Below are 19,764 nucleotides of genomic sequence, written 5' to 3'. Positions count from 1 at the left end.
CCCGAGAACCTGGACGCCGTCACGAAGTCGTTCGACCCGGCCCCGGCCCGCCGCCGACATGGGACTGTTCGCCTCGCCGGGAAACTGCCCGGGCTGGACCCGGCCGAAGTCGTCTTCGTCCCGCACCACGTCGACCACGCCACGTCCGCCGGGGCCGCCTCTGCGCACCGGACGGCGTCGTCCACGTGTACAAGGTCGTGGCGGGCGGCGTCACCCTCGACTCCGCGGCCAACTCCAAGATCGCGGAGAACGTGTGGGTGATGCCCGCCGCCGGGGATGCCGGAGCCGCGCCCAGAAGTGGACGAAAGACACAAGACACCAGCGGACAGGAGCAGGAGGAGCGACCATGACCAGAGGCCGTTCGGATGCTCTGGTGTTTTTCGGGGCGACCGGAGACTTGGCGTACAAACAGGTTTTCCCGGCACTGGCCGCGCTGGTGGCCAGGCAGCAACTGGATGTGCCGCTGATCGGGGTGGCCAAGTCCGGGTGGGACCGGGAACAGCTCGTCGAACGGGCACGGGACAGCCTCGCCCACCACGGCGGTATCGAAGCGCAGGCTGCGGACCGGCTGTACGGGCTGCTGCGTTACGTGGACGGCGACTACAACGACCCTGGGACGTTCAAGGCACTCCGTGCCGAACTAGGCGACGCCAAAGCTCCGCTGCATTATCTGGCCATCCCTCCGGCGCTGTTCCGCACTGTGGTCAAGGCCCTGCACGAGTGCGGATCCGCCGACGGCGCCCGGGTGGTGGTGGAGAAGCCATTCGGCCACGACCTGGCGTCGGCGCGGAAGCTGAACGTCGCCTTGCACCAGGTGTTCCCCGAGACCTCGATCTTCCGCCTCGATCACTACCTGGGCAAGGAGGCGGTGCTCGGGCTCCTCTACTTCCGGTTCGCCAACTCCTTCCTGGAACCGATCTGGAACCGTTCCTACGTGGACTCGGTGCAGATCACTATGGCTGAGGACTTCGGCGTTGCCGGCCGGGGCGCGTTCTACGACCAGACCGGGGCCATCCGCGACGTGGTGCAGAACCACATGCTCCAGGTGCTGTCTCTGATGGCCATGGAGCCGCCTGCCGGATACGGACACGAGGACATCAGGGACGAGAAGGCAAAGGTGCTGCGCGCCATGCCCCCGCTGCGGCCGGACGATGTCATCCGCGGCCAGTTCTCCGGCTACACCGATGAGCCCGGGGTGGCTGAGGACTCCGCCGTGGAGACGTTCGTGGCGCTGCGGGCGCACGTCGACACCTGGCGGTGGGCAGGGGTGCCGTTCTTCATCCGGGCCGGCAAGCGCCTGCCAGTCACCGCGACCGAGGTCCTGGCCCGGCTGCGCCGGCCCCCGGAGGCCATCGCGGGCGGCCGGGACGTCGGCGAAGCGAACTACGTGCGGTTTCGCCTGACCCCGGACATCGCGATCTCGCTAGGCGCCAGGGTCAAGGCGGCGGGAGAGACGATGACCGGCACGGGCGTCGAACTGGCCTTGCACGAGCGGCCTGGGCCGGCCGAGCTGGCGCCCTACGATCGGCTGCTCGGCGACGCGTTCGACGGCGATGCCTCGCTGTTCGCCCGTGAGGACGCCGTGGAGGCCGCGTGGACGGTGGTCGACGCGGTGCTCGGCGACGCCACTCCGGTGCAGCGTTACGAGCCCGGCACGTGGGGCCCGGAGCAGGCCGCCGACCTTACGGCCCGCCATGGCGGCTGGCACGATCCCCGCTCCGCGGAGGCTGGGAAATGAGGACGGCTGCCGGGACCCAGGACCACCTGGCCGCGCGTCATCGGAAGCATGACGCGGAAAAGCGGGCCGCGGTGCTGCGTGCGGCCGGGCTCATCCGCCCGGGCAGGATCGTCGGCCGGCTCGGGGGTCGAACTCACGGCCAGCCTGCCGACGCGAGCCGGGGTGGCCGAGGTCGGCCTGTTCTGCGGCCTGGCAACCGACTTGATCATCGCCACTCCCAGCAGGGTCGACCACCTGGAAAGGCCGAGGCAATGGCCGCCCCGATGGAGATCGCCCCGTCCATCGCGGGGCTGCCGGCCCGTCGGAGGCTTGCCAATGGCGGTCGACGCCAGGGCAGACATCGCCGTCTCCGACTCGGCCATCTTCGATACCACGCGGCCGGTACCGGCCTGAGTGACCGCATTGCGCGACTCCGCCGCGCGGACAGCCACTTCCCGCACGGCTACAGCCAGGGGAACGTGAACCACCCATGAACGATCAAGTAAACCAGCCCGCCACCCACGATGCGGACCAGCGCGGCATCGACACGATCCGCACCCTGTCCATGGATGCGGTGCAGGCGGCGGAATCCGGGCATCCCGGCACCCCGATGGCGCTGTCCCCGGTGGCGTACTGCCTGTGGCAGCGGTACCTGCGGTTCGATCCGGCCGACCCGATCTGGCCGGACCGGGACCGGTTCGTCCTGTCCAACGGGCACGCCTCGATGCTGCTGTACTCACTGCTGCACCTGACCGGCGTGCGGGCGGTGAACCCGAAGTACGAGGCCGCTGGAAAGCCCTCGGTGACGCTGGAGGACATCAAGACGTTCCGGCAGATCGGCAGCCGCTGTCCGGGGCACCCGGAGTACCGGTGGACCTCGGGAGTGGAGACCACCACAGGGCCGCTGGGCCAGGGGGTGGCCACCAGCGTGGGCATGGCGGCCGCGGGCCGCTGGCTGGCCGAGCGCTACAACAAGCCGGGCTTCCGGCTGTTCGACTATGACGTGTACGCGTTGATGGGCGACGGCTGCATGATGGAGGGCATCAGCAGCGAGGCGGCATCGCTGGCCGGGCACCTGCGCCTGGACAATCTGTGCTGGATCTACGACAACAACCACATCACGATCGAGGGATCCACCGCGTTGGCGTTCTCCGACGACGTGGCTGCCCGCTTCCAGAGCTACGGGTGGGACGTCACCCGGGTCGGCGACGCCAACGACCTGGACCTGTTGTCCAAGGCATTCGACACGTTCAGGGAGACGTCAGGGCGGCCCACGCTGATCATCGTGGACACCCACATCGGCTACGGCGCCCCGCACAAGCACGACACCGCCGCGGCGCACGGCAAGCCGCTCGGCGAGGACGAGGTCCGGGCCGCGAAACGGTTCTACGGCTGGCCGGAAGAGGCCCACTTCCTGGTGCCCGATGGGGTGTACGAGCACTTCCAGGAGGGCATCGGCCGCCGCGGCGCGAAACTGCGGGCGGAATGGTTTGCGCTGTTCGAGCGCTACCGCCAGGCTCACCCGGAACTGGCGGACGAGGTGTACCGGATGAACCACCGCCAGCTCCCCGACGGCTGGGACTCCGGCCTGCCGAGCTTCCCGCCCGACCCGAAGGGACTGGCCAGTCGGGAGTCCTCCGGTCAGGTGCTCAACGCCCTGGCCCGCAACATCCCCTGGCTGCTCGGTGGAGCCGCCGACCTGTACCCCTCGACCAAGACCCGACTCACCTTCGCCGGCGCCGGGGACTTCGAGGCCGGCAGCTATACCGGGCGGAATTTCCACTTCGGCATCCGCGAGCACGCCATGTGCGCCATCACCAACGGCATGGCGCTGACCAAGGTACGGCCGTTCGCCTCCGGGTTCCTGATCTTCACCGACTACGCCCGCGGCGCGATGCGGCTGTCGGCGTTGATGGAGATCCCGGTCATCTACATCTGGAGCCACGACTCGATCAGCCTGGGCGAGGACGGCCCCACCCACCAGCCGATCGAGCAGCTCGCCTCGCTGCGGGCCATGCCCGGCATCCTGGTCATCCGCCCCGCCGACGCCAACGAGGTGGCCGAGGCGTGGCGGGTGCTCATGCCGCTGCGTCACGAGCCCGCCGTTCTCGTGCTGTCCCGCCAAGCGTTGCCGACCCTGGACCGCTCCCGCTACGCCGCTGCCTCCGGCCTGGCCCGCGGCGGCTACGTGCTGGCCGACCCCCCGGGCGCGGAGCCCGACGTGATCCTGATCGGCACCGGCTCGGAGGTCGCGCTGTGCGTGGCCGCCCATGAGGCGCTCACCGAGGAAGGCATCGCCGCTCGCGTGGTGTCGATGCCCTGCTGGGAGCTGTTCGAGAAACAGGACCAGGCCTACCGCGACGAGGTGCTGCCGCCGCGGGTCCGCGCCCGGGTCGCGGTCGAGGAGGCCGCCGACTTCGGCTGGTCCCGGTATGTCGGCCTCGACGGAACCATCCTCGGTATGGAGACCTTCGGAGCCTCGGCGCCGATCCAGAAGGTCCAGGCGAAGTTCGGCTTCGAGCCCGCCCATGTCATCCAGGCGGCCCGGGATCAGTTGGCCCGCCGGCCGTGACCGGCGCCGTCCCGACCGTCCTGCGGAGAAAGGAAGAGCCATGAAGCCGACCCAGGCCCTGCACGATGCGGGCCAGAGCCTCTGGCTGGACAACATCACCCGGGCGCTGCTCGACGAGGGCACCCTGGACCGCTACATCGCCGAGTACTCGGTGACCGGGCTCACCTCGAACCCGACGATCTTCGACAAAGCGATCGAGGGCGGCCACGACTACGACACCGACATCGCCGACCGCAAGGCCGCCGGAGCTTCCGACGAGGAGGTGTTCTTCGAACTGGCCGTGGCCGACCTGCGCAGGGCCGCCGACCTGCTCGCGCCCAGCCACGACCGGACCGACGGCGTGGACGGTTGGGTGTCGCTGGAGGTGTCCCCGCTGCTGGCGCACGACACCGGCAGCACCATCGACGAGGCCAGGGCGCTGCACCGCAGGGCCGCGCGGGACAACCTGTTCATCAAGATCCCGGGCACCGCCGAGGGTCTGCCGGCGATCGAGGAGTGCATCTACTCCGGGGTGCCGGTCAACGTGACCCTGCTGTTCTCGGCGGAGCAGTACCAGGCAGCGGCCGAGGCCTACCTGCGCGGCGTGGAGCGCCGGGTCGCCGACGGCCTGGACCCGGCCGTGCCCTCGGTCGCCTCGCTGTTCGTGTCCCGGTGGGACAAGGCGGTGGCCGGGCGGGTCCCTGACGAGCTGCGCGACCGGCTGGGCATCGCCATAGCCAGGCAGACCTACCACGCCTACCGGGAGCTGCTGGACTCCCCGCGCTGGCAACGGCTGGCCAACGAAGGAGCCAGGCCGCAGCGGCTGCTGTGGGCCTCCACCTCGGTCAAGGATCCCGAGGCCCCGGACGTGCTGTACGTGGCCGCGCTGACAGCTCCGTTCACCATCAACACCATGCCGGACCGGACTCTGGAGGCCGTCGCCGATCACGGGAAGGTCGGCGAGCTGCTGCCTGCCGACGGCGGCGACTCTGAAGAGGTCATCGCCGCCTTCGCCAGGGCCGGCATCGACGTCGGCTCGCTGGCGGGAGAACTGCAGCGCGAGGGCGCGGACGCCTTCGTGACCTCCTGGAAAGACCTGCTGGACCGGATCGGGTCCAGGCACAAGCAGCTCTCCGGGGCGGGTTGACCACTTCCGGCAGCCGTCCGTCATCGCTACGGACGGCGAACCAGGGAGAATCCATGTACGAGCACCGGGTCTTCACCGCGGGAGTCATCTGGGGCATATCGTCCGACGCGGCGTACAGCCTGGATCATGACTCCTCCACCACGACGCTGATCCGTCGGCACCGAGCGGCGTGGAGGCGAGCCTCGTGAGCGCCCCCCGGCCCAAAGTCGTGATCGTCGCCGCCGGCTTCGCCGGGCTGGCCGCGGCCAAGGCCCTGCACCGGGCGCCCGTCGAGGTCACCGTGGTGGATCAGCACGACTATCACACCTTCGCCCCGTTCCTGTATCAGATGGCCACCGCGCTGCTCGAAGCCGACGCCGTCGCCTTCCCGGTCCGCGGCGAGGTCCGGCGGCTGGGCAACGTGGCGTTACGGCTCGCCACCGTCACCGGCGTCGACCTGGACGCCAAGGCGGTCGACACCGACCAGGGCCGACTGCCCTATGACTATCTGGTGCTGGCCGCCGGAGCAGTCAACGCCTACTTCGGACACTCCGAGATCGCAGAGCATTCCCTCGGGCTGAACGACCTGCCCGAGGCGCTGCAACTGCGCAACGCCATCCTGGACCGGTTCGAGGCAGCCGTCTGGTCGGCTGATCCGGCCGAACGGGCTCGCCTGCTCAGCTTCGCGGTCGTCGGCGGCGGTGCCACCGGGACCGAGTTCGCCGGGGCACTGGCCGAGTTGGTCACCGGCACCCTGGCCCGGGACTTCCCCGGCCTGGACCGGTCCGAGGTGAGCATCACGCTCGCCGAGGCCAGCCCTCACCCGCTGTCCGTGTTCCCCCGGCCGCTGCCGGTCGCGGTCGAACGGGCGCTGCGGCGCAAGGGTGTCCAGATCCGCTCCGGGGTCATGGTCACCGAAGTCGACAAGACGGGCCTGCGCCTGAAGGACGGGACAAGGGTCCCCGCCGCGACGGTCATCTGGGCCGCCGGGGTGCGCGCCTCGCACCTGGCCGAGAGCCTGGGCTTCCGGCTCGGCTCGCACAAGCGGATCGCGGTGACGCCCGCCCTGCAAGTCGACGGGCATCCGGAGGTGTTCGTGGTGGGCGACTTCGCGGAGATCCCCCAGCCTGACGCCGGGGAGCCGCTGCCGATGCTCGCCCAGGTGGCCATCCAGTCCGGCCGGCAGGCCGGGAGGAACATCGGCGCGCTGCTGCGCGGAGACATCCCGCAGCCCTTCCGGTACAAGGACCTGGGCACCATGGCCACAGTCGGACGCGGCTTCGCCGTGGCCGACATCGGACCGGTCCGGCTCAGCGGGCAGCCGGGATTCCTGGCCTGGCTGGTGGTGCACATCGCCCGGATCGCGGGGATGCGCACCCGCGCGCTGACCCTGGCGAACTGGGTGTCCGGCTACCTGTTCCGCAACCGTCCCGTACGGCTGATCGTCGGCCCGCGTGGAGCGGACCAAGGACAGCTCCAAGACCAGGCATGACACAAGGGCAAGAAGGAGACACGAGATGCAGATCGGAATGGTCGGGCTGGGCCGGATGGGCGCCAACCTTGTCCGGCGGCTGATGCGCGCCGGTCACGACTGCGTGGTGTTCGACATCAACCCGGATGCGGTGAAGGGACTGCAAGGCGAGGGGGCCACCGGGGCGTCCTCCCTGGAGGACCTGGTGGCCAGGCTGCCCAAGCCCCGGGCGGTGTGGGTCATGGTCCCGGCCGGCGAGATCACCAGCAAGACAGTCCATGACCTGGCGGGCCGCATGGAACCCGACGACGTGGTCATCGACGGTGGCAACTCCTACTACCGCGACGACATCGCCAGGTCCAAGGCCCTTTCAGGGTCAGGCATCCACTACGTCGACGTGGGCACCAGCGGCGGCGTGTGGGGACTGGAGCGCGGCTACTGCCTGATGATCGGAGGCCCGGACCAGATCGTGGACCGGCTCCGGCCGATCTTCGAGGCGATCGCCCCCGGCGTGGACGCGGCGCCGCGCACCCCCGGCCGGTACGGGGCCTCCGCGTCGTCGGAACACGGCTACCTGCACTGCGGGCCGGCCGGTGCCGGGCACTTCGTGAAGATGGTGCACAACGGGATCGAGTACGGGGTCATGGCCGCCTACGCCGAGGGCCTGAACATCCTGAAGAACGCCAACGCCGGCACCGCGAGCCGCCAGGCCGACGCCGAGACCGCCCCGCTTGAGCGTCCCGAGTACTACCGTTACGACATCGACATCGCCGAAGCAGCGGAGGTCTGGCGCCGCGGCAGCGTGATCGGGTCCTGGCTGCTGGACCTCACCGCCGCCGCCCTGCTGCAGTCCCCGACCCTGGAGGAGTTCTCCGGCCGGGTCTCGGACTCCGGTGAGGGCCGATGGACCGCGGTCGCCGCAGTGGAGGAGGGGGTGCCGGCGCCCACCCTGGCCACCGCGCTGTTCGCCCGGTTCGGCTCCAGGGACCTGGACCACTTCTCCAACCAGGTCCTGTCGGCCATGCGCAAGGGCTTCGGCGGGCACGCGGAACGGCCGGCCGGATGAGCCCCCCTGATTACCGGCACCTGGCCCTGCTGTTCGACATCGATGGCACTCTGATCATCACCGGCGGGGCAGGGGCCCGGTCCTGGCGCCTGGCCTTCGACGAGCTGTACGGCATCCCCGCCGACATCGGCCAGTTCACCGACACCGGCATGACCGACCCCGACGTGGGCCGAAAGACCTTCGAGGCCGTACTGGGCCGCAAGCCCGAACGGCACGAGTTCGCCAGACTCCTGGAACGCCGCCTGCACTACCTGCGCCAGACCGTGAACGAGTCGGAGCACTACCGCGTGCTGCCCGGCGTCGAGGACCTGCTGCCCGGGCTGATCGACGAGGGATACCTGCTCGGCCTGATCACCGGCAACCTGGAGGCCGCCGCGCACATCAAGCTGCACCGCGTCGGCCTGAACCGGTTCTTCTCCTTCGGCGGCTACGGCTCGGACTCCAACGACCGCGCCGAGGTAACCCGCATCGCGATACGCCGGGGCTCCCTGGTCTACGGCGAGAACCTGGACCCGGACCGCTGCCTGGTCATCGGCGACACCCCGCACGACGTGGCGAGCGCGCATGCGGCCGGGGTCGCCTGCGTCGGGGTGGCCAGCCACAACTTCAACTCCACCCAGCTCGCCGAGGCCAACGCCGACTGGGTCATCGCGTCGCTCGAAGACGGCCTGCCCAACGAGGCCCTGGAATGATGGTCATGTCTTTTAAAGTTTCGTTAGCGCGCCTCCCTTGTGCATGGCGATGTGATCAGTTTTGTCGCTCTTGATCTCGTATTGCGGATCGCTTTCAGTACAGTGACGCATGTAGCCTTTGTACTCCACGTCGTGCGTGTGTTTCTTGACGATAATTCCTTCAACGTATCCGGCTTCGGAGTTCCATCTGACATGGTCTCCAACAGTGAATTGCTTCACCATTCCCGTTCCTTTCTGGACGCGGGCCGAGCAGGCGCTTGGTCAGGGAAGTTGCGGATTGTACGAAAAGTTGTCGTTGTCCCCAGCCTTCATCTCCCAGCTTAGATCGTCGATCGCCGCAAAGACCGGAGAGGTGAAATGATCGACTGAAGGTAATAATGAACTAAGGCCCCACCACCTGGCGGGCCGAGTCGGTGGGTGGGGCGGACGTCGGAGGCTCGAGAAGGGGTGATGGTGCCATGCAGGAGGTGCGCGCGCGCCGCGTTTATGAGCAGGCCGGACCGTCCGACGGCAGGCGCGTATTGGTGGACCGGCTGTGGCCTCGCGGCCTGTCCAAGGAAAGGGCCCACTTGGACGAGTGGCTCAAGGCGGTGTCTCCGTCCGATGAGCTGCGCCGTTGGTACGGCCATCAGCCCTCCAAGTTCGCCGAGTTCAAGCGCCGTTACGAAACCGAGTTGACAGAACCGGACCGGGCCGAGGCTTTGGGACACCTGCGTGATGAGGCACGGACCGGGCCTGTGACGTTGCTGACCGCGACAAAGGACCTCGAGCACAGCGAGGCGGAAGTTCTCGTGGAGCTCATACGTTCGGAGTAGGCCGCGGCTAGCGGCCGGGCATACCGGAAACCAGGCTCCCGGACCCCTGGTCAGCACTGGCAGGGCCGGGTCATGAAGGCGCTGTCGGAGTACATCTGTAAGAAAAGCCTGCTGAACGGTGACCAAGGGCCCAGGCGGGTGTGCAACTCATCCAGGCTCGGGGCCCGTCAGGGTGCGCCAGAGCTTGAGCCGTTCGACGTCAGGCCACCGAAGCCGCCGGCACAGAACAGCACCACCTGCGCACCGTGCAACCGCTCGTATCCCTGGGCACCGCAACCGCCTTCGCCCAAGCCCTGAACGGTGAAGGCCTCATCGCGCGGGCATCCGCTCTCGGATGGCAGGCGTACGCCTCAGCACCTCTGGCGTGAGACGCCACGCCGGGCCCTGGATCGGTGTCTGCTCCTGCCCGCGCCGGACCGCGACGCCCCTGCGGCCGTCGGTCCCTGAGCGCGGCCGGGCGGGGCGAATTCCGGGGCCGCTACCGCTCCAGCTGCGCCCGCAGCCACTCCTCCACCTCGCCCACGTGCGCGGCGGCGGCTGCCCGCGCGGCCTCCGGATCCCGGGCGGTCAGTGCCCGGTGGATCGCGGCGTGTTCGCGGCGGGTTCGGGCGAAGGCCCCCTCCTCCTGGTAGCCGCGCCAGACGCGGGCGCGGAAGGTCCGCGAGGACAGGCCGTCCAGGATCGCGGCCATCGTCTCGTTGCCCGCGGCCACAGCGATCTCCCGGTGGAAGGCGAGGTCGTGGGCGAGGATCTCCTCCGGATCGTCGGTGGTGTTCATCGCCGTCAGGTGTTTCTCCACCTCGGCGAGCTGGTCCGGGGTGATCCGGGCCGCCGCCAGCGCGGTCGCCGTCGACTCCAGGATGCGGCGCACCTCGAGCAGTTCGACCAGGCGCGGGCCTCGGGAGAGGTCGGCGACCACGCCGAACGTCTCCAGCAGGTCACCGGCCTCCAGCCGGGTGACGTAGATGCCCGAGCCGTGCCGGGCCTCCAGCACGCCGAGCACGGTCAGCGCGCGGATCGCCTCACGCATCGAACTGCGGGAGATGCCCAGCTGGGCCGCGAGGTCCCGCTCGGTGGGCAGGCGCTGCCCGGGCTCCAGCAGCCCCTCGGTAATCATCGCCTTGATCCGCTCAATGGCGCGCTGCGTCACCGTGCCCTTCTGCGGAGCGGCCGCGGCGGTCTCCGGTTCAGTCTCCTCCGTAGCGGTTTCGTCCACGCCACTCCTCCTGTCACCGTGCCCCGCAGTCTAACCATCGATGTGGTCCGACCACTACGGCCGGAAAGTGGGAAATCTTGGCGCAGTAGGGTGTCATGGGCTCCAAGTGGTCTGATAAATATGCGGTCAACTGCTCGATTTCGCTCGATGAGGAGCCGACAGATGGCCGGCAGCACAGCGCGGAACGGACGGCAAGGCAGGCAGCGGCAAGGCAGGCGATTCTTCTCGTGGGCGGTGCGCGCGACGGCCGCGGCGGCCTGCGGCACCCTGGCGCTCACGGCATGCGGCAGCACCAAGGACAGCGGCGCGGCGGGCGCCAATGGGGACGGCAACGGCAAGGTCGGGGTGATCCTGCCCCTGCTGACCTCGCCGTTCTGGCAGTCGTACAACGACTACGTGCCGAAGATGGCCACGTCCCAGGGCGTCGACGCACTGAAGACGGTCAACTCCAACAGTGACCCCTCGCAGCAGATCACCGACATCAACAACGAGCTCAACCAGGGCGTGAAGGGCCTCGTCGTCGCCCCACTGGACAGCGCCGCCATCCAGGCCGGACTCGACCAGGCCGAGCGCAAGGGCGTCCCCGTGGTCGCCGTGGACGTGGCACCCGACAAGGGCAAGGTCGCCATGGTCGTACGGGCCGACAACGTCGCCTACGGCGAGAAGGCCTGCCAGTACCTGGGCGCGCACATCAGCTCGGGCAAGGTCGTGCAGATCATGGGCGACCTGGCCTCGGTCAACGGCCGCGACCGCTCGGAGGCGTTCCGCTCCTGCGTGCGGAAGAACTTCCCCAAGTTGAAGGTGCTGGAGATCCCCGCCAAGTGGGAGTCCGACACCGCCGCCTCCAAGCTCGACACGCTCCTGAACGCCAACCCCGACATCAAGGGCATCTATATGCAGGCGGGCGGTGTCTACCTCGCGCCCACCCTGCAGACCCTGAAATCGAAGAAGATGCTGAAGAAAGCGGGCACGGCCGGGCACATCGTCATCGTCTCCAACGACGGCATTCCGCAGGAGTACGAGGCCATCCGCAAGGGCGAGGTCGATGCCACCGTCTCGCAGCCCGCCGACGCCTACGCCAAGTACGGCATGTACTACATCAAGGCGGCGATGCAGGGCAAGACGTTCAAGCCGGGCCCCACCGACCACGATTCCACGATCGTCAAGCTGCCCAGCGGCATCCTGGAGGACCAACTGCCCGCGCCACTGGTCACCAAAAACAACGTCGACGACCCCAAGCTCTGGGGCAACACGGTCCGATGAGCAGCACCGACACCACCCCGCTGGTTCAGGCGCGGGGCATCGTCAAGCGCTACGGACCCACCGTCGCCCTCGCCGACGGCCGGCTCACCGTCCTGCCCGGCGAGTCCCACGCCCTCGTCGGCCGCAACGGCGCCGGCAAGTCCACCCTCGTCGCCGTGCTCACCGGCCACCAGGCACCCGACGAGGGCGAGGTCCGCTTCGACGGCGAGCCCGCGCCCGCGCTCACCGACCGCGACGCCTGGCGCCGCAAGGTCGCCTGTGTGTACCAGAAGCCGACGGTCATTCCCGAACTGACGGTCGCGGAGAACCTGTTCATCAACCGCCAGCCCACGGGCCGCGGACGCCTCATCAGCTGGCGGCGGCTGAGGAAGCAGGCCGCCGAGCTCCTCGACACCTGGGACGTGCACGTCGACCCGGAGGCCCGTACCTGCGAACTCAGGGTCGAGGACCGGCAGATGGTCGAGATCGCGCGGGCGTTGAGCTTCGGCGCGCGGTTCATCGTCCTCGACGAGCCCACCGCCCAGCTCGACAACCGCGAGATCGAGCGGCTGTTCACGCGGATGCGCGCCCTGCAGGCCTCCGGCGTCACCTTCCTGTTCATCTCACACCACCTCCAGGAGGTGTACGAGGTCTGCCAGACCGTCACCGTGCTGCGCGACGCCCGCTGGATCACGACCGCGCCGGTCGCGGACCTGTCGCGCGCGGCCCTGGTCGAGGCGATGGCGGGAGAGTCGGTCACGGAGCACGAGCGCCGGCACGTACGCGACGCGAACGCCGTCGGCACCCCCGTGGTACTCGACGCGCGCGGACTCACCTCCGATGCGTACGCGGACGTCGACCTCACCGTCCGCGGTGGCGAGGTCGTCGGACTCGCCGGCTCCAGTGGCAGCGGCAAGATCGAGCTGGCCGAGACCTTCGCCGGACTGCACACCCCGACCGACGGAACCGCCGAACTCGACGGCAGGGAACTCCCGTTCGGCGATGTGCGGGCCGCGCTCAGGGCGGGCGTCGGCTGTGTGCCCCGCGACCGGCACGAACAGGGGCTGGTCGCCGGCATGACGGTCGGCGACAACGCCACCATGAGCGTGCCGGACCGGCTCGGCCGCTTCGGTTTCGTCTCCACCGACACCAAACGCAGCGTCGCCGGCGAGCTGATCGAGCGCCTCGGCATCCATACCGAGGGCCCCGAACAGCCCGTGGCGGACCTGTCCGGCGGCAACGCGCAGAAGGTCGTCATGGCCCGCGCCCTCGCCTCCGACCCGCACCTGCTCGTACTCATCAACCCCACCGCCGGCGTCGACGTGAAGTCCAAGGAGTCACTGCTGGCACGGATGGACAACGCCCGCGAGGACGGCACCGCCGTCCTCGTCGTCTCCGACGAACTCGACGACCTGCGCCGCTGCGACCGCGTCCTCGTCCTCTTCCACGGCCACGTCGTCGCCGAGCACCAGGCGGGCTGGCGCGACCACGAGCTGATCGCCTCCATAGAAGGAGTTGACCATGGCTGACACCAAGGCGGCTGCCCCGCTCGCGCCGCCACGCGCCGCCGCCGCGGGTTCGGCCAGGACGGTCCTGCTGCGCCGGGCCCGCGAACTCGCCCTGCTGCCCGCACTGTTGCTACTGATGGTGCTCGGCACGGTCGTCAACGACTCGTTCCTCACCGAGCGCAACCTGATCTCGATCCTCGGCGCCTCCGCCGCACTCGCCATGGTCGTGCTCGCCGAGTCGCTGGTGCTGATCACCGGCAAGTTCGACCTGTCCCTGGAGTCGGTCGTCGGTATCGCGCCGGCCGTGGGCGCCCTCCTCGTGCTCCCCTCGGTCCAGTCCGGGTGGGGCGTGAAGTTCCCGGCGCCGCTCGCCCTGCTCGCGATCCTGGTGGTGGGCGCGGTCGTCGGCCTCTTCAACGGCGTCCTCGTCGTCAGGTTCAAGCTCAACGCCTTCATCGTGACCCTGGCCATGCTGATCGTGCTGCGCGGTCTGCTGGTCGGTGCCACCAAGGGCAAGACACTGTTCGGCATGCCCGACAGCTTCTACTCCCTGGCCACCACCACCTTCCTGGCCATCCCGTTGTCGGTGTGGCTGGCCGCCGTCGCCTTCTCGGTCGCCGGGCTGTTGCTGAAGTACCACCGCATCGGACGGGCCCTGTACGCCATCGGCGGCAACGCGGAGGCAGCCCGCGCGGCCGGCATCCGCGTCGAGCGGGTCATGCTCGGCGTGTTCGTCGTCGCCGGCGTCCTGGCCTCGGCCGGCGGAATCATGCAGACCGGCTACGTCGGCGCGATCAGCGCCAACCAGGGCCAGAACATGATCTTCACAGTGTTCGCGGCAGCGGTGATCGGCGGCATCAGCCTGGACGGCGGCAAGGGCACCATGTTCGGCGCCCTGACCGGGGTACTTCTGCTCGGCGTCGTGCAGAACCTGCTCACCCTCGCCCAGGTGCCGTCGTTCTGGATCCAGGCCATCTATGGCGGAATCATCCTGGTCGCGCTCATGATCGCCCGTGTGACGACGGGCCGTGCCCAGGACTGACCCGCCGGTTCTCCCGTCACCGACCGAAAGGCCATCCGTGTCTGCGACGCCCGCCCGCATCATCGCGGTCGACACCCACGACATCCGCTTCCCCACCTCGCGCGAGCTCGACGGCTCCGACGCCATGAACCCGGACCCCGACTACTCGGCGGCCTATGTCGTGCTGCGCACGGATGAGGACGGCGGAGCGGAGGGACACGGCTTCACCTTCACCATCGGGCGGGGCAACGACGTCCAGGTCGCCGCGATCCACGCGCTGCGCCACCACGTGGTCGGACGCCTGGTCGACGAGGTGTGCGGCGACCCCGGCTCGCTCTTCCGGGACCTGATCGGCGACAGTCAACTGCGCTGGCTGGGACCGGAGAAGGGCGTGATGCACATGGCGATCGGCGCGGTCGTCAACGCCGTGTGGGACCTCGCCGCCAAGCGCGCGCAGCAGCCCCTGTGGCGGCTGCTCGCCGAGGCCGACCCCGAGTGGCTGGTGAGCCAGATCGACTTCCGCTACATCACCGACGCGCTCACCCCCGAGGAGGCACTCCAGATCCTGCGCCGTGGCCGGGAAGGCGCGAAAGAGCGCATGACGCGCCTGCTCCAGCATGGCTACCCCGCCTACACGACCTCAGCGGGCTGGCTCGGCTACGACGACGACAAGCTCAGCCGGCTCGCCGCCCAGGCCGTTGCCGACGGATTCACCCAGATCAAGCTGAAGGTCGGTGCGGACCTGGACGACGACGTGCGCCGCTGCCGCGTGGCCCGCACGGTCGTCGGGCCGGACGTCCGCATCGCCATTGACGCCAACCAGCGCTGGGGCGTGGCTGAGGCGATCCGCTGGACCAGGGCGCTCGCCGAGTTCGACCCGTACTGGATCGAGGAACCCACCAGCCCCGACGACATCCTCGCCCACGCGGCGGTCCGCGAGGCCGTGGCCCCTGTGAAGGTCGCCACCGGCGAGCACGTGCACAACCGCATCGTCTTCAAGCAGATGCTCCAGGCCGGCGCCCTCGACGTACTCCAGATCGACGCGGCCCGCGTCGCCGGCGTCAACGAGAACCTCGCGATCCTGCTGCTGGCCGCCAAGTACGGAGTCCCCGTCTGCCCGCACGCGGGCGGGGTCGGCCTGTGCGAACTCGTACAGCACCTGTCGATGTTCGACTACGTCGCGGTCTCCGGCACCACCGAGGACCGCGTGATCGAGTACGTCGACCACCTCCACGAGCACTTCCTGAACCCGGTGGTGATCCAGGACGGTCACTACGCGGCCCCCACCGCCCCGGGCTTCTCGGCCGCCATGCGGCCGGAGTCCATCGCGCGGTACACCTTCCCCGGCGGCACCTTCTGGGCCGCCGACCCCGACCTGCAGAAGGGACATGCGGCATGAGCGACTTCCAGGGACTCAGGGCGATGGTGACGGGAGGCGCCTCCGGTATCGGCAGGGCGAGTGCCGAACTCCTCGCCGAGCGGGGCGCGCAGGTCGCCGTCCTGGACCTGGACCCGTCGTCCGTGGTGAAGCCGCTGCTCGCCTTCCGGGCCGACGTCACTGACGACACCTCGGTGCGCAGGGCCGTCGAGCAGGCCGCCGAAGCCCTCGGGGGACTCGACGTCCTGGTGAACAACGCCGGCATCGGCGCCCAGGGCACCGTCGAGGACAACGACGACGAGGAGTGGCGCCGCGTCTTCGACGTCAACGTCCTCGGCATGGTCCGCACCGCCCGCGCCGCTCTGCCGCACCTGCGCGCCTCCTCGCACGCGGCGATCGTCAACACCTGCTCCATCGCGGCCACCGCCGGCCTGCCCCAGCGCGCCCTCTACAGCGCCACCAAGGGCGCCGTGTACTCCCTCACCCTCGCCATGGCCGCCGACCACGTCCGCGAGGGCATCCGCGTCAACTGCGTCAACCCCGGCACGGTGGACACACCGTGGGTCGGCCGTCTGCTGGACGCCGCCCCCGACCCGGCCGCCGAGCGCGCCGCGCTGGAAGCCCGCCAGCCCACGGGCCGGCTCGTCACCGCGGCGGAAGTGGCGGGTGCCATCGCCTATTTGGCCGGTCCTCTGTCCGGCGCCACGACCGGTACCGCACTCGCCGTCGACGGCGGCATGCAGGGCCTGCGGCTGCGCCCGGCGGGCCGGTGACCTCCCTGGGCCGCAGCGGTGTCGAGGTCAGCCCGCTGGGTTTCGGCGCCGCCGGGATCGGCAACCTCTACCGGCACGTCGGCGACGAGGAGGCGCACGAAGCGGTGGCCGCCGCCTGGGGGCGCGGCATCCGCTACTTCGACACCGCTCCGCACTACGGGCTCGGCCTGTCCGAGCGTCGCCTGGGTGCGGCCCTGCGGGAGTACGACCGCACCCACTACACGGTCTCCACCAAGGTGGGCCGCCGCCTGGAGCCCGCCGACGGCAGGGGCGACGACCTGGTCAACGGCTTCGCGGTACCCGCCACGCACCGCCGCGTCTGGGACTTCAGCGCCGACGGCATCCGCCGCAGTCTGGAGGCGAGCATGGACCGCCTCGGCCTGGACCACGTCGACGTCGTCTACCTGCACGATCCCGACGACCACGCCGAACAGGCCTTCCGCGAGGGCTATCCGGCGCTGGAGAAGCTCCGTGCCGAAGGCGTGGTCGGGGCGATCGGCGCCGGCATGAACCAGTCCGCGATGCTCACCCGCTTCGTCCGCGACACCGACGTCGACGTGGTGCTGTGCGCCGGCCGCTACACCCTCCTCGACCAGAGCGCCCTCGCCGACCTGCTTCCGGCCGCCGCCGAGCGCGGCACGTCGGTCGTCGTCGGCGGCGCCTTCAACTCCGGTCTGCTGGCGCATCCGACGCCGGCATCGACGTACGACTACGCCAGAACGCCCCAGGAGATGCTGGACCGGGCGCTGCGGCTGCAGGCGGTCGCCGGGCGGCATGGCGTCACCCTGCGTGCCGCCGCCCTTGACTTCTGCTCCGAACACCCCGCCGTGGCCAGCGTTCTGGTGGGTGTCGGCTCGGCCGCCGAAGTCCGCGACTGCGCAGAGCAGTTCGCAATCCACGTCCCGGCCGCCTTCTGGCGGGAACTGCGCGAGACGGGTCTGCTGCCCACCCAGGAGTCGTCATGAGAGTCGCCCTGCACACCAAGGTCCGGCCCGACCGGATCGCCGACTACGAGGCCGCGCACCGGGAGGTCCAGGCCGAGCTGACCGCCGCCATCCGCGCCGCCGGGGCCACCTCCTGGACGATCTGGCGCAGCGGCAGCGACCTCTTCCACCTATTGGAGTGCGAGGACTACCCCCGCCTCCTCGCCCAACTGGAGCGGCTGCCGGTCAACATCGCCTGGCAGGCCCGTATGGCCGAGCTGCTCGACGTCGTGCACGACTACTCCCGCGGGGGCGCCGACGCGGGGCTGCCCGTCGTGTGGGAGCTGCCGTAACGCCGGCTCCGGCCACCGGGCACGACGATCGCGGGTGTCGCGCTGTGACCAGCCATTCGGCCTACTTCGACTTGCGCCGTGGCGCACCGATCACCGTGCGGCGCGGTACGCCTCCAGACGGTCGGCCAGCTCCTTCGGGTGGCCGAGCATCGGGCAGTGGTCGCCGGGCATCTCGTCCGGCTGGAAGCCGAGCCGCTCGGCGACCATCCTTCGCATGAACTCGGCAGGGAAGAAGCGGTCGTCGGACGACACCAGGAACCTGGTCGGCACCTTCGGCCACGCGGCCAGCGGCCACGGCTCCCCGAACGGGGCCGGCGCCTGATTCCGCTGGTGCTCCGCCATGAACTCGGCGGCCAGGGCGGCCGGGGTGTCATGCAGCACAAGGGAGAGTACGTCTTCTTCGGTCCCCTCCGGGACGCCCCTGTGGCGGTCGGATTCCTGCCGGGCCGGCCCATAACCGGTGTTGCCCCACCACTGACCCGGTGACTCGCCGGGGGCCGGAACCTGGGCCTGGAGCATGACCAGCAGGTCCGCCGACACCCGGTCGCACACCAGCGGGCCGGTGAAACCGCCGAACGAGTGAGCGACGACGACGAGATCGGTCCGGTCGCCGATCGCCTCGACCACCGTGTCGGCGTACTCCACGAGCCCGGCCGACTCGTCATCACACGGCAGGTCCGGTGCAACCACCTCGTGGCCCCGGTCGCGCAAGTCGGCAGCCAGCGGCCCCCAGTACCACGAATCAACAGCCGCAGCGTGGATCAATACATAAGTCGCCACAGAACCATACCCTCCACCGTCGGATGCTCCCTGCACTGCGTGCGAGTCTATGTATCGCCTCTCCTCCGGCCTGTGGAGAGGCGTGAAGCCCCTGGTAGGACAGGTCTGACCTGTGGTTCAGCCGGAAGCACATGACGTTCGGCGGCAACATCCAGTTCCTGTCCGCCCCGGACGGCACCCCACTATGGGTTTGCGACGTCGATCGGACGCCGCCGCCCATCCGTTGCGCCCTCGCTGTGGCCTTGTAGCCGCTTGGCTGCTTCAGGCCAAGGGACCCGTCGGACCGACCGAAGCCGTGGGTGCATGCGAAAGGGCCCGGAAACCGGGCCCTTTCGTGTGGTAGCGGGGACAGGATTTGAACCTGCGACCTCTGGGTTATGAGCCCAGCGAGCTACCGAGCTGCTCCACCCCGCGTCGGCACCAGCAACAATACACGCCAGGAAGGGCAGGGTGTGCGCAGGTCAGCCGCGGACGATGTTCTCCGCCTGAGGCCCCTTCTGTCCCTGCGTCACGTCGAAGGTCACCTTCTCGCCCTCTACCAACTCGCGGTAACCGGTGCCGGAGATGTTGGAGTAGTGCGCGAAGACGTCCGGCCCGCCGTCCTGAGCGATGAAACCGAATCCCTTCTCGGCGTTGAACCACTTCACAGTGCCGCTGGCCATCTGGCTGCTCCTTCTTTCTCGCCGGGTGAGCCCGGCTGGGCGAGTGCTGGGGGCGCCTTCCACAGTGGAGATCATCCCGGCGTCCGTCCTACCCGGCACGCGTGCCGTTTATCCGACTTTCCTGCCAGCAGCCGAGATCACATCCGCGACCAATGACGGGCCGGCGCGCATGCCGTCTTCCGTCCGCTACGTGTGGACCTTGTGGTTACAGCTGGCCCGGCATCCTTCCGGCCTCCGCCCGCTCCGCCGACACGTCCCAACGGAGCCTGGCCGGACGCCAGTTCAACCACCCCACGCAAGACCATGCCCTCCCGGACCCCGGCCGCAACGGCGACGACCCTGATCCCGCCATGCCCCAACGACCGCGCCTCCGCCCTAGTAGTGTGTCGCTGCTTAGCTGTGGGTGGTTTGGTCGGGATGCTGGTGTGTGGCAGATTCCCCTTCCGTTCTGCCGGACAGGGCTGGTGCGA

19 protein-coding genes, 1 tRNA gene and 1 pseudogene are annotated in these 19,764 nt (G+C 69.4%); 15 read left to right on the top strand and 6 right to left on the bottom strand.

The features are described from left to right. The first annotated feature begins 185 nt into the window (after positions 1-185). The 7 genes from ACIQFZ_RS33605 to ACIQFZ_RS33575 all read left to right on the top strand — a co-directional run bounded on the left by ACIQFZ_RS33605 (position 186) and on the right by ACIQFZ_RS33575 (position 8,623). Positions 186-350, top strand: a complete 165-nt coding sequence (locus tag ACIQFZ_RS33605; RefSeq protein WP_365776263.1) for a hypothetical protein — start codon at positions 186-188, stop codon at positions 348-350. Beyond that, on the top strand, positions 347-1,738 hold the full coding sequence (gene zwf, locus ACIQFZ_RS33600; protein WP_402692989.1) for a glucose-6-phosphate dehydrogenase: 1,392 nt from the start codon (positions 347-349) through the stop codon (positions 1,736-1,738). Before ACIQFZ_RS33605 ends, zwf begins: the two co-directional genes overlap by 4 nt. A 469-nt stretch (positions 1,739-2,207) precedes the next feature. Further along, complete coding sequence (gene tkt, locus ACIQFZ_RS33595) at positions 2,208-4,289, top strand: transketolase (protein WP_402692988.1); 2,082 nt, start codon at positions 2,208-2,210, stop codon at positions 4,287-4,289. 40 nt (positions 4,290-4,329) lie between these two features. Next, on the top strand, positions 4,330-5,415 hold the full coding sequence (gene tal, locus ACIQFZ_RS33590; protein ID WP_402692987.1) for a transaldolase: 1,086 nt from the start codon (positions 4,330-4,332) through the stop codon (positions 5,413-5,415). Positions 5,416-5,599: 184 nt separating this feature from the next. Then, the gene (locus ACIQFZ_RS33585) at positions 5,600-6,886 is read left to right on the top strand and encodes an NAD(P)/FAD-dependent oxidoreductase (RefSeq protein ID WP_402692986.1); all 1,287 of its coding nucleotides are present in this window, start codon (positions 5,600-5,602) and stop codon (positions 6,884-6,886) included. A 25-nt stretch (positions 6,887-6,911) separates the two neighbouring features. Beyond that, positions 6,912-7,931 (top strand): phosphogluconate dehydrogenase (NAD(+)-dependent, decarboxylating), encoded by a 1,020-nt coding sequence (gene gnd, locus ACIQFZ_RS33580; RefSeq protein WP_402692985.1) that lies wholly within the window; start codon positions 6,912-6,914, stop codon positions 7,929-7,931. Continuing rightward, positions 7,928-8,623, top strand: coding sequence for an HAD family hydrolase (locus tag ACIQFZ_RS33575; RefSeq protein WP_365426199.1), 696 nt, complete (start codon positions 7,928-7,930; stop codon positions 8,621-8,623). The genes gnd and ACIQFZ_RS33575 overlap by 4 nt, the downstream gene beginning before the upstream one ends. A 12-nt stretch (positions 8,624-8,635) precedes the next feature. Here ACIQFZ_RS33575 and ACIQFZ_RS33570 read toward each other — a convergent pair whose 3' ends face one another. Then, a complete protein-coding gene (locus ACIQFZ_RS33570) occupies positions 8,636-8,845 on the bottom strand; it encodes a DUF2945 domain-containing protein (RefSeq protein ID WP_365776254.1) in 210 nt (69 codons plus the stop codon). 236 nt (positions 8,846-9,081) lie between these two features. On the opposite strand from ACIQFZ_RS33570, the gene ACIQFZ_RS33565 reads away from it, so the two are divergent. Then, positions 9,082-9,438, top strand: coding sequence for a DUF488 family protein (locus ACIQFZ_RS33565; RefSeq protein ID WP_365426194.1), 357 nt, complete (start codon positions 9,082-9,084; stop codon positions 9,436-9,438). A 478-nt stretch (positions 9,439-9,916) separates the two neighbouring features. Here the strand turns inward: ACIQFZ_RS33565 and ACIQFZ_RS33560 are convergent, their stop codons facing one another. Next, positions 9,917-10,654, bottom strand: a complete 738-nt coding sequence (locus ACIQFZ_RS33560) for a FadR/GntR family transcriptional regulator (RefSeq protein WP_361413052.1) — start codon at positions 10,652-10,654, stop codon at positions 9,917-9,919. 162 nt (positions 10,655-10,816) lie between these two features. On the opposite strand from ACIQFZ_RS33560, the gene ACIQFZ_RS33555 reads away from it, so the two are divergent. The 7 genes from ACIQFZ_RS33555 to ACIQFZ_RS33525 are packed head-to-tail and all read left to right on the top strand — an operon-like array spanning position 10,817 to position 17,852. Further along, on the top strand, positions 10,817-11,917 hold the full coding sequence (locus tag ACIQFZ_RS33555; RefSeq protein WP_402692984.1) for a sugar ABC transporter substrate-binding protein: 1,101 nt from the start codon (positions 10,817-10,819) through the stop codon (positions 11,915-11,917). Further along, positions 11,914-13,425, top strand: coding sequence for a sugar ABC transporter ATP-binding protein (locus ACIQFZ_RS33550; RefSeq protein WP_402692983.1), 1,512 nt, complete (start codon positions 11,914-11,916; stop codon positions 13,423-13,425). The genes ACIQFZ_RS33555 and ACIQFZ_RS33550 overlap by 4 nt, the downstream gene beginning before the upstream one ends. Next, positions 13,418-14,446: an ABC transporter permease gene (locus ACIQFZ_RS33545; protein WP_365426185.1), complete on the top strand. Its 1,029-nt coding sequence runs from the start codon at positions 13,418-13,420 to the stop codon at positions 14,444-14,446. The genes ACIQFZ_RS33550 and ACIQFZ_RS33545 overlap by 8 nt, the downstream gene beginning before the upstream one ends. 37 nt (positions 14,447-14,483) lie before the next feature. Beyond that, complete coding sequence (locus ACIQFZ_RS33540; RefSeq protein ID WP_402692982.1) at positions 14,484-15,824, top strand: L-fuconate dehydratase; 1,341 nt, start codon at positions 14,484-14,486, stop codon at positions 15,822-15,824. Next, positions 15,821-16,576, top strand: a complete 756-nt coding sequence (locus ACIQFZ_RS33535) for an SDR family oxidoreductase (RefSeq protein ID WP_365426180.1) — start codon at positions 15,821-15,823, stop codon at positions 16,574-16,576. Before ACIQFZ_RS33540 ends, ACIQFZ_RS33535 begins: the two co-directional genes overlap by 4 nt. Then, a complete protein-coding gene (locus tag ACIQFZ_RS33530) occupies positions 16,573-17,541 on the top strand; it encodes an aldo/keto reductase (RefSeq protein ID WP_402692981.1) in 969 nt (322 codons plus the stop codon). Before ACIQFZ_RS33535 ends, ACIQFZ_RS33530 begins: the two co-directional genes overlap by 4 nt. Further along, positions 17,538-17,852 (top strand): L-rhamnose mutarotase, encoded by a 315-nt coding sequence (locus tag ACIQFZ_RS33525; protein WP_365426175.1) that lies wholly within the window; start codon positions 17,538-17,540, stop codon positions 17,850-17,852. The genes ACIQFZ_RS33530 and ACIQFZ_RS33525 overlap by 4 nt, the downstream gene beginning before the upstream one ends. A 90-nt stretch (positions 17,853-17,942) precedes the next feature. On the opposite strand, the gene ACIQFZ_RS33520 is transcribed toward ACIQFZ_RS33525, so the two are convergent. The 4 genes and pseudogenes from ACIQFZ_RS33520 to ACIQFZ_RS33505 all read right to left on the bottom strand — a co-directional run. Further along, on the bottom strand, positions 17,943-18,632 hold the full coding sequence (locus tag ACIQFZ_RS33520) for an alpha/beta fold hydrolase (RefSeq protein WP_383062297.1): 690 nt from the start codon (positions 18,630-18,632) through the stop codon (positions 17,943-17,945). A 337-nt stretch (positions 18,633-18,969) separates the two neighbouring features. Further along, positions 18,970-19,046 (bottom strand) — tRNA-Met (locus ACIQFZ_RS33515). Between the two features lie 47 nt (positions 19,047-19,093). Then, positions 19,094-19,294: a cold-shock protein gene (locus ACIQFZ_RS33510; RefSeq protein ID WP_361413043.1), complete on the bottom strand. Its 201-nt coding sequence runs from the start codon at positions 19,292-19,294 to the stop codon at positions 19,094-19,096. A 224-nt stretch (positions 19,295-19,518) separates the two neighbouring features. Continuing rightward, a pseudogene (locus ACIQFZ_RS33505) lies at positions 19,519-19,728 on the bottom strand (hypothetical protein); the annotation flags it as partial. Positions 19,729-19,764 lie beyond the last annotated feature (36 nt).

Source organism: Streptomyces sp. NPDC093064 (assembly GCF_044754605.1).
Taxonomy (GTDB): Bacteria; Actinomycetota; Actinomycetes; order Streptomycetales; family Streptomycetaceae; genus Streptomyces.
This window is presented reverse-complemented; position numbering and strand designations above follow the sequence as displayed.

Excerpts from the sequence above, each read along its gene's own strand:
- zwf (WP_402692989.1), top strand. The coding sequence starts at position 347 with ATGACCAGAGGCCGTTCGGATGCTCTGGTGTTTTTCGGGGCGACCGGA.
- tkt (WP_402692988.1), top strand. The coding sequence starts at position 2,208 with ATGAACGATCAAGTAAACCAGCCCGCCACCCACGATGCGGACCAGCGC.
- tal (WP_402692987.1), top strand. The coding sequence starts at position 4,330 with ATGAAGCCGACCCAGGCCCTGCACGATGCGGGCCAGAGCCTCTGGCTG.
- gnd (WP_402692985.1), top strand. The coding sequence starts at position 6,912 with ATGCAGATCGGAATGGTCGGGCTGGGCCGGATGGGCGCCAACCTTGTC.
- ACIQFZ_RS33575 (WP_365426199.1), top strand. The coding sequence starts at position 7,928 with ATGAGCCCCCCTGATTACCGGCACCTGGCCCTGCTGTTCGACATCGAT.
- ACIQFZ_RS33570 (WP_365776254.1), bottom strand. The coding sequence starts at position 8,845 with ATGGTGAAGCAATTCACTGTTGGAGACCATGTCAGATGGAACTCCGAA.
- ACIQFZ_RS33565 (WP_365426194.1), top strand. The coding sequence starts at position 9,082 with ATGCAGGAGGTGCGCGCGCGCCGCGTTTATGAGCAGGCCGGACCGTCC.
- ACIQFZ_RS33555 (WP_402692984.1), top strand. The coding sequence starts at position 10,817 with ATGGCCGGCAGCACAGCGCGGAACGGACGGCAAGGCAGGCAGCGGCAA.
- ACIQFZ_RS33550 (WP_402692983.1), top strand. The coding sequence starts at position 11,914 with ATGAGCAGCACCGACACCACCCCGCTGGTTCAGGCGCGGGGCATCGTC.
- ACIQFZ_RS33545 (WP_365426185.1), top strand. The coding sequence starts at position 13,418 with ATGGCTGACACCAAGGCGGCTGCCCCGCTCGCGCCGCCACGCGCCGCC.
- ACIQFZ_RS33535 (WP_365426180.1), top strand. The coding sequence starts at position 15,821 with ATGAGCGACTTCCAGGGACTCAGGGCGATGGTGACGGGAGGCGCCTCC.
- ACIQFZ_RS33525 (WP_365426175.1), top strand. The coding sequence starts at position 17,538 with ATGAGAGTCGCCCTGCACACCAAGGTCCGGCCCGACCGGATCGCCGAC.
- ACIQFZ_RS33510 (WP_361413043.1), bottom strand. The coding sequence starts at position 19,294 with ATGGCCAGCGGCACTGTGAAGTGGTTCAACGCCGAGAAGGGATTCGGT.